This window comes from Nonomuraea sp. MG754425 (assembly GCF_021699195.1).
Classification (GTDB): Bacteria; Actinomycetota; Actinomycetes; order Streptosporangiales; family Streptosporangiaceae; genus Nonomuraea.
In genome coordinates, this window is the sequence record NZ_SSXE01000297.1 from 1 (window position 1) to 13937 (window position 13937).

Here is a 13937-nt window from a genome sequence, read left to right on the forward strand (position 1 = left end):
CCCCCACCCTGACCGCCGCCCTCGCGCAAACCGCCCCGGCCACGACCGCATCCACCCGAACCGCGGTCTCGCCCGTCGTGGGCGCGACCGGACCCGCCGCGGTGGTTGGGTCCATCGCGGCGGTCGGGGCCGTCCCGATGGCCGGATCCGGCGCGATGGCCGGGTCCGGCGCGGCCCGGGACCCGGAGCCGTCCCCGCCGGCGCTCTCGGTCAAGGTCGAGCCAGGCCGCTCCAAGGGCACGGGCGCGCTCGTCCCGGTGGCCGGCGCGGACCGGCTGGTGGCCCCGCTCGGCGTGGACCCGGCCTGCCCCGCCAAGATCAGGATCGGCATGCGCAGCGACGCGCGCAAAGCCTCGTACGCCACCATGCGGGTGGAACTGGACCCGCCGCTGGCGGCCTCCCGCCCGATGCTGACCAGCTACCTGCCGCCCGGCTACCAGGTCGGCGCGAACCTGCTGGTCACCGTGCCGCCCGGCACCGCACAGGGCACGTACGGGCTGCGCCTGAGCACGCCGTCCCGCACCCTGGAGGTGCCGGTCGAGGTCGTGCCCGTGGACGGGCTCGACAACGGCGGCAACCTCGCGCTGCGCCGCCCCGTCACCGCCTCCTCCCAGCACACCAACGCCAACTACCCGCCGTGCAGCGTCGCCGACGGCGACCGCTCCTCCAACGGCTGGGCGGGCGGCAACGGCTGGAACGACGCCACGGCCAGAACCTGGCCGGACACGCTCTCCATCGCGCTGGGCGGGGCCCGCCAGGTGTCCCGGGTCGACCTGTACACCCTGGACACCGAGCGCTACCCCGCCTCCCGGTTCGGGCTGCGCGACTGGGACGTGCAGGCGCAGGTGTCCGGGCAGTGGCAGACGGTCGCGCAGGTGCGCGGCAACACCTCCGGCACGGTCCGCTCGGACTTCACCCCGGTCACCGCGGACGCCGTCCGCATCGTCGCCCTGGCCTCGAACGGCGCGAACGACTACACCCGCATCATCGAGATCGAGGCCCGCTGAGCGGCCCGTCGCCGGTCAGGCTACGAGGTGCTGTTCGTCCAGTTCTGTCAGTGTCACGGTGACCAGGCCGCCGCGTTCGGCCCGGACGTCGGTCACCTCGAGCTGCGTGCCCGGGGCCAGGATGAACTCCTCCTCGCCGAGGAACGCGGAGAAGGCCCGGATCCCCACCGCGCGGATGGGACGCACCTCGAAGAGCGTGCGCTTGCCGCGCCCGCCGAGGAACGACCGGGCCACGCCGAGCTTCGACGTGCACGAGGACACGCCCCACCACGTCACGGTCCGGCCCAGCGGGTACTGCGCCCGCAGGTCCAGCGCCACCCCGCGCCACAGCGGCTCCCTACGGACCGGCAGGCGCGAGATGGCGGAGAACAGCAGCCGCAGGTACGGCAGGTAGGGCACGACGCGGGTGCGGTCGGGGTGCCGGAGGGTGGCGTTGATCTGGCGGTAGAAGGCCGACTCGCAGGTGTAGAGGTACAGGGCGGCGATCTCGTCGGGAGACAGGCCCCGCGACGCGTCCTCCCGCAGGCTCTCGCCGAACCGGTACGACTGCTGGACGTGCCGGTCGAGGCCCGCCAGCAGCTTGGCCACCTGGGCGACGGAGTCCTGGAAGGGCATGATCGGGGTGTCGAGAACGCCGGTGATCGCCGGCAGGTCCAGCCCCTCGTCCTTGACGCTGGCGAGTCGTTCCAGGTAGAGCTGGTGCAGCTCCATCGTGGAGGCGATGAAGGCGCCCATCCGCTCGGCCGTGCCGTCGTCCGCGCCGCCGTGCTGGGCGGCGTCGTTCCAGCCCTTGGCGGGCAGCCAGTCGATCTCGTCGGAGCCGAGCGCGGTCAGGGCCGCGTTGACGTCGGCGAAGTGGTGGCCGTCGCAGAAGATGTCGCCCTGCGCCGCCGGGTTGGGGTGGTCGATGTGCCGTACCTCGACGTCGGGGTACTTGCGCTGCAGCCGCAGCACGACCTGCTTGAGACCGCGGGCGTGCACGCCCCACCAGGCGAACACCACGCCGCGGTCCTCCTCGGCGGCGTCCTGCTTGGCGCGCAGGATCTCCTCGACGATCCGCTCGACGACCGGCCGCCAGAACGCGGTGTGCTGGTCGGTGGCCATGGCCCCGTCGCCGCTGGCGGTGAGCGCGGCGTTCAGGAGCAGCACGCCCTGAGTGAGCATCGCCTGGAACCACTCGGGCGGCTGCACGGTGTCGTGCTGCTTGAGCAGCTTGCGGATGTCGGCGATGGGCGTCTTCTTGGGGATGCCGTGCTTCCACATCGCCGCCGCCTTGATGATGCAGCGGATGGAGACGGTCTTGCCGAACTGGCTGTCGGCCCAGTCGTGGAAGGTGTTGTCGAACATCGCGATGCCGGTGGCGCTCTCGGCCCGCGGGTAGGGGTTCTGCCCGAAGACGACGACCTTCCACTTGTGCGGCGGGTTGGGCTTGAGCGCCTGGAAGGTCAGCTCCCGCACGGGCACGACGTTCGGCCCCCGGTCGCCGCCGATGAACGTGGCCGCGTCCGGCCGCGCCTCGATGACCGGCTTCAGCAGCGGCAGCCACGGCTCGCCGCCGCCCTGGAAGAGCTCGGTCAGGGCCAGCGGGTCGTTCGGGTCGGCGGGGGTGGGGGCGTTCTCGTCGCTCATGGTCGGCTTTCGGACTTTCGGCTCGGTACGGCGGACACAAGATCGGATTGTGGGGAATTGTGCCGCATGGAGCAGGCGGGCGCGACGTCGTCCGGTGGAAGATCACCGGCGGTCCGGGCAAGATCCGGGATTGTCGGTGCCGCGCGGTATGTTCGTCGCCCTGGAAAGATCCGTACCAGCCCGGAGTGATTCATGACCGTTGCCCGCACGCAGCCGCCGCTCAAGGTCGTCCTGGTCGACGTCAACCCGAAGGTGGTGCAGGAGCTGCTGGCGGCCTTCGCCGACACCCCCGAGGTCGACATCCACAAGGGCTCGATCCTCGACGAGCGCGTTGACGCCTGGGTCAGTCCCACCAACTCCCGGGGCCGCATGGACGGCGGGGTCGACGCGGCCGTCAAGCGGCACCTCGGCGCCGGCATCCAGCTCCGCGTCCAGCGGGCGATCCGCGACCGGTTCGGCGGGGCGCTGCCGGTGGGCAGCGCGGTGTGCGTGCCGTCCGGGGCGACCAACCCGAAGTTCCTGATCTCGACGCCGACGATGGTCCAGTCCGCCCAGAACGTCAGCGAGACGCTCAACGTCGCCCTCGCCTGCGCCGCCGCCTTCCAGGCCATCCACATGCAGAACGCGCAGGCGCCCGGCAGCATCGGCTCGGTGGCGCTGGTCGGCATGGGCGCGGCGACGGGCCAGGTGCCGCCGCAGGTGTGCGCCAACCTGATGTGGACCGGCTACACCCTGTTCAACGACTGCTCCTTCGACGACTACGACGAGCTGCGCCGCACGATCGTCGAGCAGCTCGACGGCATCGACAGCCGGCCGGTGGAGCGGGTGCGGGTCAAGCCGCCCGCGGGCCGCTCCCGCCGCTGACCCCGGCGCTGCCACTCGCCCGCGCGCGGCTTCACAGCGGGCTCTCGTTCAGCTCGGCCAGCGTGATGAGGCCGTCGTCGAGGGCGCGGCCGACCAGCTCGCTCTTGGTCCGCGCGGCCCGTCCCACGTTGGCGTACTTCACCCGTGCCCGGGTGATGTAGGTGTCCACGGTCTTGACCGTGATGTTGAGCTTGGCCGCGACCAGCTCCTTCGACGAGGAGACGAACCAGGCCCGCAGCACCTCGGCCTCGCGCTGCGACAGGTGGGGCCGGCCGGGGGCGTCGTCGGAGATCAGCGCGCCGGACAGCGACGGCCCCGTGTAGGGCTCGCCGCGCGCGGCGGCCCTGATGGCGGGCACCAGATGGTCGAGGCCCTCACGCTTGGTCAGGTACGCCAGCGCGCCGAGGTCCACGCACTTGATCGCGGTGGCGTCGTCGGTGTGCTGGGAGTAGACGATCACCCGCCGCCCGCTGTCGACCAGGCGGCGCAGCTCGCCGAAGTCGGGCCGGCGGGGCACCAGCTCCAGGTCGAAGATCACCACGTCCGCCTCGGCGCCGGGGCCGGTCCAGGCACCGGCCAGCCGGTCCCCCACGTCGATGAGCTCGATCGGCGGCACGGCCTGGGAGCACCACGCGCGCACGCCGGCGGCGATGGCCGCGTGGTCGTCCACGATCACCGCGGTGATCACCTCGTCGGCTGCCATGGGCCCTCCATCCAGACGGTGCCGTCGTCGGTCAACGCTTCGCCGCGCGCGTCCGGCGGTTCGTGTCGCCCGACGTCGCGCATCAGGCCGGTGAGCCCGGACCCGGCGGGCAGGACGGTGCGCGGCGGCGCGGTCACGCCGGCCGGGCCGGGGTCGCGCAGGACGGCGTCACTCGGCACCGGCGCGCCATTCGAGGCGGACCCGGGTGCCCGCGCCGGCGGCGGAGGTGATCGTGGCCGTGCCGCCGGCCCGCTCCATCCTGCCGCTGATGGACTCGCGCACGCCGCGCCGGGTGCCCGGCACGTCCGGCGGCGAGAAGCCCTTGCCCCGGTCCGCGATGTCGAGAACCAGCGCCCGCGCGTCCCCGCTGAGCCGGACGGTCGCGCGGTCGGTGCCGGAGTGGCGGCGCACGTTGGTGAGGGCCTCACCCGCCGCGTCGGTGATCGCCCTGGCGACGTCGAACGGGAGGCGGAGCCGCTCGGGGCCGTCGAAGTCCACGTTCAGGTGGGTGACGGCGAGATCGTCACGCAGCAGGCCGACGAGGTCGGCCTCCTCGGGGGCCGGCCCGCTGCTGGAGCGCAGCCGGTCCAGGTCGCGGCGTGCCTGCGGGGCCAGCCAGCCGGCGTCCGAGCGCACCTGCCCGATGCCCACCATCAGCAGGGTCGTCGCCGCCGTGTCGTGCAACGAGTTGACCTGCTCGCGTTCCTCGGCGCGCAGGGCCGTGGCCATCTGCGCCTCGCCGCGCGCCCGTACGGCCTCGGCCGCCGTCCGGTCGGCCTTTCTGGCCGCGTGCCGGACGAGCATCCAGGCCGCTCTGGACAGCGCGGCGGCCGGCATCGCCCACACCGTCCCGCTGACCAGGCTCGCGTCCACCTCCAGCGCGCCCGCCGCGACGAGGAGCCCCACCGCGCCGCCACCGCCGGCGAGCGCCGCCGCGCCGCCCACCGCCGCCGAGGTGTGCCATTGATACGTCACGCAGGCGAAGGTGACCAGCAGCCGCAGCCACCCGGTGTTCCGGTCCTCCACCGCGTCGGTCCAGAAGACGCTGCCGAACAGTCCCAGCAGGACGACCACGTCGAGGGCGACGGGCCCGCTGCCCTGTCCCTTCCGCAGCCACCACGTGAACCCGCAGGTCCACAGCGCCGCGACGGCGACCACGGTCGCGGTGCTCGCCCAGTTCCCGGCCGGGGCCCGGAGCAGGGCGATCGCGCAGATCGGGACCAGCGTCACCAGCCGCACCGCGGAGGCGTACCTGCGGCCGAAGCTTTCCAGCAGCCGCGCTGCCTCCCCTGCCACCTGACACCTCTCGCACCGCAAACGCCCTTGCCGTCACGCAGCCTAACGTCTCCATCGCTGAAGAACGCCCGGAGCTGCGAAGTTTGTCGGGTATTTGCCTGACATACCCGACATGCTGTTATCGGTACGTTCGAAGGCAGCCACCGTGCGGGGCGCAGGGGGCAAGGCAGGTCCTGCGCGGCCGTGATGGCATGGGTACTCCGATCTCTGGAGAGCGGCACGACCCCAAGGTCCCGCCGCATGATTCAGAGAGGTCGCAGATGTCCCACCCCTTCCCCCCGGACCACGGACCGGCTCACGGACCCGGCCCCGGACCCGGTCATGGGCCCGGTCATGGGCCCAGTCATGCACCAGGTCATGGGCCCGGTCACGGACCAGGTCCCGGACCGGGCTACGGACCCGGGCCAGGTCACGGCGGACCAGGTCACGGCGGGCCAGGTCACGGCAGACGGCGAAGACGGTGGAGGCGGTGAAACTGCGGCAGATCACCGGCGATCAGCTCTGCGCCGCCGTCCCCGACGCCCTGCGCAAAAGCCTGGTCACCGACGGCAGGTACGGCGGGCGCGACGCCTCCACACCGGCCGCCACCGACCAGGAGAAGCGGGCGTCCTGTAGCTGGAGCAACAGCAAGATGACGCTGAGCGACGGCCGGATCGGCTACCGCAAGCTCTCCGTCTCCGTGCAGGCGCGCAACTCCGAGACCCAGGGCGCGGCCGAGTACGCCAAGTCGCAGTTCGACAGGGACAAGGAGGCGCACGAGCGGCGGGTCAACGTCAAGGACGGCAACCGGACCGACGGCAGGACCAGCGGTTCGGCGTTCGGCGAGCTGAAGAGCCTGGACCACGGCGACGCGTCGTACCTGCAGACCTCCATCGGGCACAGCGGGATGTCGGCCGACGTGTTCGTCCTGCAGGGACCGTGGCTGATCAAGGTCGGCTACGGCGGCGACAACCGGACCGGGACCAAGTACCCCACCGGCGACGAGGTGCGCGAAGCGGCGGACAAGGTCTCCGCGGCGATCGTCGCGGAGATGGCCAAGGACGGCGGCGCTGCGAAACCCACCGGCCCGTGCGCCGTCCTGACCGTCAAGCAGGTCGAGTCCGCCTTCTTCCCCTCCGCGCAGGGCCCCTCGGTCGGCGGCGCCGACGGCAGGATCAAGCAGACCTCCTGCTCCTGGACCGTCAAGGAGGAGGTCGAGCACAAGCCCGGTGAGAAGTTCACCAGCCGGGGCGGCACCCTGACCATCCACGTGGTCGACTGGGGCGGCGGCAGCACCGGCTCGACGTTCCAGTTCGACCGCGACGCCAAGAAGTACGACCGGTACCGGGCCCAGGGCGGCATCGGGAACCAGATCACCCACACGACCTACGAACCCCGCAAGGAACTGACCGGGCTCGGCGAGAAGGCGTTCGCCGTGATCTCCGCCACCACCCGTCCGGACAAGCCGGAGCAGCCCGCCACGCAGGAGGTCCTGGTCAAGGTCCTGAGCGGCGACCGGACGATCGAGCTGGTCTTCAGGGGGACGACGAGCGGCGGCGGCCTCGTCGCCGGCCCCGGCTACCAGGAGCCCGCCTTCGAGCCCACGGCCGCCCAGTCGGCCGTGACGGAACTGGCCAAGACCTTCCTCGCCGGCCTGAAGTGACGACCCCGCCCCGGCCGGAACCGCAGTGGCCGAGACCGGCGGGAGGACCGGTCGCCCGGCCCCGGGAACAACGCCAGGCCGGGGACCGACGACCTGGCCTCCCGGGAACGACGCCGGGCCTGGAACCAGCCGGGGTGAGGTCAGCGCGGGAGCAGTCGCCGCGCCTGCGCGCGGTGGCCCGCGAGTTCGACGAGCGCGCCCCCGGCCGCCCGCGCGATGGCCGCCCGCGCCCCGGCGCCGCCCCGCAGCGCGCGGGCGGTGGCCGCGAGGAGACCGGGCAGGGCGAGGGTCTCGCGCGGGTCGCGGATGCGGGAGTAGACGTCGAGGACATCGCGGACCCCGCCCGGTCCCGCGGTCAGCGCGCGCAGGAGTTCGGCCTGCACGTACGCCAGTCCGTCGCCGCGTCCGAGCAGGTTCGTCCAGTGGTAGGTGTGCACGCACTGCGCGTCACGCGTGCGCTCCCACGCGAGGGTGGCCCGGTCGAGCGCGGCGGGATCGTCCAGCACACCGGCGACCTGCTCCCCCAGCAGCCGCCCGAACCGCACGGCGTCCCGGATGCCCTGCGCCGTGACGGGATCCTTGAAGTGTCCCGCGTCGCCGATCAGGGCCCAGCCCGGACCGGCCGAACGGCGGAAGTACGACGGGTGCTCGGCGGAGCTGACGATCCTCGTCTGCCGGACGCACCCGGCCAGCCGGGCGGCCAGCCCCGGGACGAGCCCCACGGTGCGGTCGAACTCGGCCTCCAGGTTGCCCCGGAAGTCCACGGCACGCTCGACCGGCGGCATCAGCAGGACCAGCGTCAGCCCTCCGTCGCAGGGGAAGGCGTTGCCGAGTTCGCGCCCGGACAGCCACATCGCCGCGGTGGAGCGCCAGGCGGGGCCCGGGTCGTCGTAGTAGGCGTAGTAGCAGGCCCGCCCGTTGGCGTGGGAGATGCGCGGCACCTCGACGCCCGCCAGGCGCGCGACCGTCGAACGGCGTCCGTCCGCGCCGACGACCAGCGCCGCGCGAATCTCGTACTCACGACCCTCACCGCCACCCGCCCCACGGTCACCCTGACCGCCACCGCCACCCGCGCCGCGATCACCCTCCGGACGCGCGCCCGCGCCCGCGCCTGCGCGCCCACCTTGACCACCGTCGTCCCCACGTGCGCCCTCACTCCGCTCACGGACGCGGACGCCCACGACGCGACCGTCCTCCCAGATGAGGCCGGTGACCCGATGCCCCTGCCTGATCTCCGCGCCCGCCTCGGCCGCGGTCTCGGCGAGGGCCTCGTCGAGGGGCGCCCGCCGCACGCACAGGCCGTAGTCGATCCCGTCGATCGGCGTGTAGGAGCCGTCGGCCTCGTGCCCGGGAGCGCCGATGAAGGCGCGTGAGAGCCGGGGAGCGCCGATCTTCGCGACGCGGTCCAGGGCGCCGACGCGGGCCAGTTCGGCGACGCCTCCGGCGAAGAGCAGGTGGGTGGAGACGGTCGTGGCGGGGAACCGCGCCGGATCGACCGCGATCACCCGGCGTCCGGCTCTGGCGAGGGTGGCGGCGGCCGCCGCGCCCGCGCAGCGTGCCCCGGCGATGACCACGTCGGCCCGCTCTGCCATCGGGACCTCCTCGCGCCCTGAGGCAACCAACGCATGTGTCGGTTATCCAGGACGGTAGGCCGCCGGAAGTCCGGAGTCAACGCCCGGCCGGACGGTAGGGTGCACGGCATGGCGAGCAAGGAGCTGAGGAAACGTCTGCCGGGCTCGGCCCGCCGGGCCCGGATCGTCGAAGCGGCTCTGGAGGTCTTCGCCGCACGCGGCTACCACGCCACGGCGATGGAGGGGATCGCGGCCGCCGCGGGCGTGACGCGCTCGGTGCTCTACGACCACTTCCCGTCCAAGCGGGTGCTGCTCATCACGGTCCTTCAGGAGCAGAACGCCCTGCTGGTGGAGCATGTCGGGGCCAGGATCACCGGCTCGGGCTCGCCCAACCGGCGGCTGCGCGCCACGCTCGACGCCTACTTCAGCTTCGCCGAGGCCAACCCGGCCGCCCGCCGCCTGCTGTTCGACCACACCGACGAGGACGATCCCGAGATCAAGGCCGTGCGCTGGGGCATCAGGGAGACCCGTACCCGCTCGGTCGCCGTGATGCTCGGGCGCGACCTGCGCCGCCTGGGCCTCGATCCCGACAGCGAGGCCGCCCAGGCGGTGGTCGAGCTGCTGATCTCGGGCACCGACGGGCTGGCCCAGTGGTGGGCCCGGCATCCCGGGGTCTCGCGGGACGAGCTCGTGCGGTCCGCCATGCTCGTGCTGTGGAACGGGCTGTCCCACCTCCCCGACGGCGAATAGTGCTCACGTTCGCCTGTTGACAGATGTGAACGACGCGTTCATCGTTCGCCTAACTGAACCAACAGCAGTGTCGGTTAGGCGGGAGGTTCCGTCGTGAACCAGCCAGGCAATCGGAACGGGATCGGACGCCGCGGCTTCGTCACGGGCGCGATGGCGACCGTGGCGGGAGCGGCGGCGGGGCCGTTGTGGGGCACCGCGCCGGCCAACGCGGCGCCGGCGCTCGTGAGGAGCGCGGCGGGCAGGAGCGTGGCCGTCTTCGGCGCCGGCATGGGCGGGCTCAGCGCCGCCCACGAACTCGCCGAACGGGGGTTCCAGGTCACCGTCTACGAGCGCAAGGCGCTGGGCGGCAAGTCCCGCAGCATCCCCGTGCCGGGGACGGGCACCGGCGGCAGGCAGGACCTGCCCGGCGAGCACGGCTTCCGGTTCTTCCCCGGCTTCTACCAGAACCTGCCCGACACCATGAGCCGCATCCCGTTCGGCACGGGCAGCGTGCGCGACAACCTCGTCCCGGCGAGCCTGGAGGTGATCGCGTACAAGGGCAAGGAGCTGCGCATCCCGGTGCCGGGCAGCATCGGCGGCTCGCTCACGCCCGAGGCGATCAGGGACTACTTACGCAGCGCCCTCACCGCGCTGACCACCGTCCCGCTGCCGCAGATCGAGTTCTTCGCCGCCAAGCTCGTCACCTTCGTCACCAGCGGCCCGCGCCGGCGGCTCGGCCAGTGGGAGAACATGGGCTTCGCCGACTTCATCAAGGCCGCGAACATGTCGCAGGAGTACCGCGACCTGCTGGTCAAGATGTTCACGGCCTCGCTGGTCGCGGCCCAGCCGGACCGCGCCAACACCCGGACGATGGGGCTGATGTTCGAGGCGCTGGTCTACAGCGGCCTCGGCCTCGGCCCGTACGGCCCACCGGACCGGGTGCTCAACGGCCCGTCCAGCGATGTGTGGATCACCCCATGGATCGACCACCTCACCGGGCTCGGCGTGCAGTTCAAGCTCGGCTGGACCGCCACCGGGTTCGACTACGCCGGCGGCCGGATCACCGGCGTGCGGGTGAGCGACCCCGCCGGGGCCTCCGGCACCGTCACGGCCGACCACTACGTGGCCGCCCTCCCGATCGAGCGGATCCAGCCGCTGCTGACGACCGCCATGAAGGCGGCCGACCCCGCGCTGAACCGGCTGTCCCGGCTGGAGACCGACTGGATGAACGGGGTGATGATCTACCTCAAGGAGCCCCGCCCGATCGCGAACGGCCATCTCGTCTACGCGGCCACGCCGTGGGCGCTCACCTCGATCAGCCAGGCCCAGTTCTGGCGCGGGAACTTCGCCGACAGGTATGGCGACGGCACCGTCACCGACTGCCTGTCACTCGACCTGTCGGACTGGAACGCCCCGGGCATCCTGTTCGGCAGGACGGCCAAGCAGTGCACCCGGCCGCAGATCGTCCAGGAGGTGCTGGCCCAGGTGCGCTCGGCGCTGCCCGGCGGCGCGGCGCTGCTGCCCGACTCGATCGTGCGGTCCTGGTTCGTGGACCCGGCGATCACCGGCGAGGGCACCGCGGCCGTGGCCAACGACGAGCCGCTGCTCATCAACACCACCGGATCCTGGGCCGACCGCCCGGCCGCGACGACCCGCATCCCGAACCTCTTCCTCGCCGCCGACTACGTCCGCAACAGCATCAACCTGGCCACGATGGAGGGCGGCAACGAGGCCGGGCGGATGGCGGCCAACGCCGTCCTCGACGCCTCGGGCTCCTCCGCCTCGCGGGCCGAGTTGTTCGAGCTGTACGTGCCGCGCGAGTTCAAGCTGCTGCACGACACCGACGACGCCCGCTACCTGCTGGGCCTGCCGAACCAGTTCGACCTGCTCAGCCCCTACTGGCCGGGACGCTGACCCGCACGACGCGCGGCTCCGGGAGACAGTCCCGGAGCCGCGCGCCGGTGTCAGCCGCCCGTGATCACGAACGTCGATCCCGGCTCCTTGACGATGTCGCCGGTGGCCGAGTTCGTGATGGTGACGCCGGTCAGGTTCGCGCTGCCGCGCGCGCCGCCCTGGGCCAGCAGCCCGGCGCCGTTGTTGGACCTGTCGACGCGCACGTTGACGATGGCGACATTCGGCATGTTGCCGCCGCCGGTCTTGAACTGGATGCCGTCGTACGTCGAGTCGGAGATGTCGGTGTCACGGATGGTCACCCCGGTGATGTCCCGGTTCTGGGCGAAGAGCGTGATGGCGCCGAACTTCTGCGCCTCACCCCAGAAGACGCCGCCGCACCGATGGAGCGCGTTGTTGGCGATCAGCGTCTGGCCCGAGAAGGGCAGCGGGTCGTGGTCGGTGGCGAGCATGATGCCGGGGTAGTTCATGGTGTCGTAGATCAGGTTGTTCTCGATCTTGTTGTCGTAGCCGCCGTAGATCGCGATGCCGTTCGCCCGCCACGGGAGCTGGATGGTGTTGTTGACGAACGTGTTGTCGTGGGCGATGTCCACGTTCCGGTCCTTGACGTACTGGTTGGCCCAGACCGCGAGCGCGTCGTCGCCGGTGGTGCGGAAGCTGGAGTTGAACACGCGCGAGTTGCGGGTGCCGTTGGTGAAGTTGATGCCGTCGGCGTAGGTGTTGCGCACGCGCATGCCGCTGAACTGCAGCCCGTCCGCGGGCCCCCACAGCTCGGGGATGTTGTCGTAGTCGCGGCCGACCCAGACGCCCACGTTGGCGTGCTCGATCCACACGTTCGAGATCTTCGTGTTCTGGCCGAAGCGGCCGTTCAGCCCGACCCCGCCCTCGGCCCCGCCGGGGCCGCCACGGATCCGGCCGGAGCCGAAGATGGCCAGGTCGGAGATCTGCACGTTGTTGTCGATGTCGAAGCCGAAGTTGCCCTCGTGCGGATGGTTGATGCCGCCCGTCGCCAGGTGCGGCTCGGTCAGGGTGTAGAGCTGGGAGTGCCACATGCCCGCGCCGCGGATCGTGACGTTGCTGATGCCGACCTGGTTGTACTGGCCGCGGTCGAGCGGGTCGTCGGTGAGGATCTTCTTCTCCTGCCGCCACTGGCCCGGCGGGATCCACACGCAGTCGATGACGCCGTTCTGGTCGTCGGTGACCGCGCGCTGGATGGCGGCCGTGTCGTCGTTGCCGTCGTCGGGCACGGCCCCGTACGCGGTGATGGAGGTGCACTCCGCCGGCTTGGCCGCCGGGGGCGCGACCTCCTCCAGGTCGATGAGGTCGATGATGTAGAACGCGGCGGTGTCGCCGGCGTCCCGCTGGAGCCGGAACTTGGTGCCCGCCGGGTACGACCTCGACAGCAGCGCGTGCGACTCGTCGAACAACCGCCGGGCGTCGGCCTGCGGGGTGTTGGTCAGCTCCTCGGGGCCGTCGGTGTTGCCGTACAACCAACTGTGCCGGGAGGAGAGGGTCAGCTTGCGGGCGAAGACGCCGTCCACGTACAGGCTGATGGTGGCCTCGATGCCGCCGCCGCCCGGCGCGTCGGGGATCGAGTTGCGCACCACGATCGAGTTGGCGGCGCCGGTCGAGGTGACCTCGACGTACTGGCCGGTGTTGTCCAGCCGCACCGACTTCCTGCCGGAGGACTCGGTGGCGAAGTTCGTGTGGCCGAAGGTGCGCAGCGGATCCGCCTGGAGCAGGGTGCCCTGGTAGGCGGCGGCTTCGGCCTCGTACTCGGTGTAGGGCACCGACGCGCCGCGGCCGACGGCGATCCCCAGTGTGAGCGTGTTGTTGCTCTCGTCGGTCTCGGTGACGACGTCGGTGGCGTCGGCGGTGGCAGTGATCGTCGCGCCCCCGTTCGTCGCGGTCCAGCCGCCGGTCATGGCCACGTTCGCGGTCGCGCCCGCGGCGATCGCGGGCGTGTCGGTGTTGAGCGTGGTGCTCCCCACGGCGACCCGGGTGACGGTGGTGACGCCGGTCGAGGTGGTGCCGCGGTTCTTCACGGCCACGGTGAACGTGACCCGCGCGCCGGGTGCGGGGTTCGGCGGGCTGGCGGTGACGGCGAGCACCTGGAGGTCGGGGCCCGGCGCCTCGGCCACCACCAGGGAGGTGGGGGCGGTGTAGGCGTTGTTCGACTCGTTCTGCTCGATGACCTTGTTGTCCTCGTCCACCTTGGCGGAGAGCTGGTACGTGCCCGCCTTCCTGGTTCCGATGCCGGCCGAGACGGTGGCGGAGGCGCCCGCGGCCAGCGCGCCCACGTCGGCGCTGCCCGCCTTGGTGGTGCCGGCGTAGAAGTCGACCGAGGTCGCGGCGGAGCCGGCGGTGCCGATGTTCCGCACCGTGGCCGTCAGCGTGATCGGGGTGGTGGCGGTGGGCGAGGCGGGCGCCCAGGTGAGGTTCGTGACGGTGAGGTCGGGGTTGGGGGCGGGGGTGCCGAAGATCTGGAACTCGGCGACCTGGCCGCTGGGGGCGCCGGTGTTGGCGGTGAACTGGAGGCGGACGTCGGCGGCTTTGCCGGTGACGGGGATGGTGACGGTGTTGGC

Annotated in this window: 11 protein-coding genes; 5 read left to right on the forward strand and 6 right to left on the reverse strand. The window is 72.1% G+C overall.

Annotated elements, in window-relative coordinates; translation table 11 throughout:
• The coding region (locus tag FAF44_RS50425; protein ID WP_237110622.1) for a discoidin domain-containing protein at positions 1-1007 on the forward strand (1007 nt) is incomplete at its 5' end.
• Between the two features lie 15 nt (positions 1008-1022).
• On the opposite strand, the gene FAF44_RS50430 is transcribed toward FAF44_RS50425, so the two are convergent.
• Positions 1023-2636, reverse strand: coding sequence for an ADP-ribosyltransferase domain-containing protein (locus tag FAF44_RS50430; RefSeq protein ID WP_237110623.1), 1614 nt, complete (start codon positions 2634-2636; stop codon positions 1023-1025).
• Positions 2637-2828: 192 nt separating this feature from the next.
• Between FAF44_RS50430 and FAF44_RS50435 the strand changes: the two genes are divergently transcribed.
• Positions 2829-3500 carry a macro domain-containing protein gene (locus FAF44_RS50435; RefSeq protein WP_237110624.1) on the forward strand — a complete coding sequence of 224 codons (672 nt, stop codon included), beginning with the start codon at positions 2829-2831 and terminating at the stop codon, positions 3498-3500.
• Positions 3501-3531: 31 nt separating this feature from the next.
• Here the strand turns inward: FAF44_RS50435 and FAF44_RS50440 are convergent, their stop codons facing one another.
• The 3 genes from FAF44_RS50440 to FAF44_RS50450 are packed head-to-tail and all read right to left on the reverse strand — an operon-like array spanning position 3532 to position 5499.
• The gene (locus FAF44_RS50440; protein WP_237110625.1) at positions 3532-4203 is read right to left on the reverse strand and encodes a response regulator transcription factor; all 672 of its coding nucleotides are present in this window, start codon (positions 4201-4203) and stop codon (positions 3532-3534) included.
• Positions 4185-4382: a hypothetical protein gene (locus FAF44_RS50445; RefSeq protein ID WP_237110626.1), complete on the reverse strand. Its 198-nt coding sequence runs from the start codon at positions 4380-4382 to the stop codon at positions 4185-4187. Before FAF44_RS50445 ends, FAF44_RS50440 begins: the two co-directional genes overlap by 19 nt.
• A complete protein-coding gene (locus tag FAF44_RS50450; RefSeq protein WP_237110627.1) occupies positions 4372-5499 on the reverse strand; it encodes a sensor histidine kinase in 1128 nt (375 codons plus the stop codon). The genes FAF44_RS50445 and FAF44_RS50450 overlap by 11 nt, the downstream gene beginning before the upstream one ends.
• Positions 5500-5968: 469 nt before the next feature.
• Here FAF44_RS50450 and FAF44_RS50455 point away from each other — a divergent pair, with 469 nt between their 5' ends.
• Positions 5969-7141 carry a hypothetical protein gene (locus FAF44_RS50455; RefSeq protein WP_237110628.1) on the forward strand — a complete coding sequence of 391 codons (1173 nt, stop codon included), beginning with the start codon at positions 5969-5971 and terminating at the stop codon, positions 7139-7141.
• A gap of 140 nt (positions 7142-7281) precedes the next feature.
• Here the strand turns inward: FAF44_RS50455 and FAF44_RS50460 are convergent, their stop codons facing one another.
• Positions 7282-8733: an NAD(P)/FAD-dependent oxidoreductase gene (locus FAF44_RS50460; RefSeq protein WP_237110629.1), complete on the reverse strand. Its 1452-nt coding sequence runs from the start codon at positions 8731-8733 to the stop codon at positions 7282-7284.
• A 108-nt stretch (positions 8734-8841) separates the two neighbouring features.
• On the opposite strand from FAF44_RS50460, the gene FAF44_RS50465 reads away from it, so the two are divergent.
• Positions 8842-9462: a TetR/AcrR family transcriptional regulator gene (locus FAF44_RS50465; RefSeq protein ID WP_237110630.1), complete on the forward strand. Its 621-nt coding sequence runs from the start codon at positions 8842-8844 to the stop codon at positions 9460-9462.
• Positions 9463-9555: 93 nt separating this feature from the next.
• Positions 9556-11355, forward strand: coding sequence for an FAD-dependent oxidoreductase (locus tag FAF44_RS50470; protein WP_237110631.1), 1800 nt, complete (start codon positions 9556-9558; stop codon positions 11353-11355).
• A gap of 50 nt (positions 11356-11405) precedes the next feature.
• Here the strand turns inward: FAF44_RS50470 and FAF44_RS50475 are convergent.
• On the reverse strand, positions 11406-13937 hold a 2532-nt coding region (locus tag FAF44_RS50475), incomplete at its 5' end, for a CARDB domain-containing protein (RefSeq protein ID WP_237110632.1).

Coding starts and splice junctions, on each gene's coding strand:
- FAF44_RS50440 (WP_237110625.1), bottom strand. CDS start 4,203: ATGGCAGCCGACGAGGTGATCACCGCGGTGATCGTGGACGACCACGCG.
- FAF44_RS50430 (WP_237110623.1), bottom strand. CDS start 2,636: ATGAGCGACGAGAACGCCCCCACCCCCGCCGACCCGAACGACCCGCTG.
- FAF44_RS50465 (WP_237110630.1), top strand. CDS start 8,842: ATGGCGAGCAAGGAGCTGAGGAAACGTCTGCCGGGCTCGGCCCGCCGG.
- FAF44_RS50460 (WP_237110629.1), bottom strand. CDS start 8,733: ATGGCAGAGCGGGCCGACGTGGTCATCGCCGGGGCACGCTGCGCGGGC.
- FAF44_RS50435 (WP_237110624.1), top strand. CDS start 2,829: ATGACCGTTGCCCGCACGCAGCCGCCGCTCAAGGTCGTCCTGGTCGAC.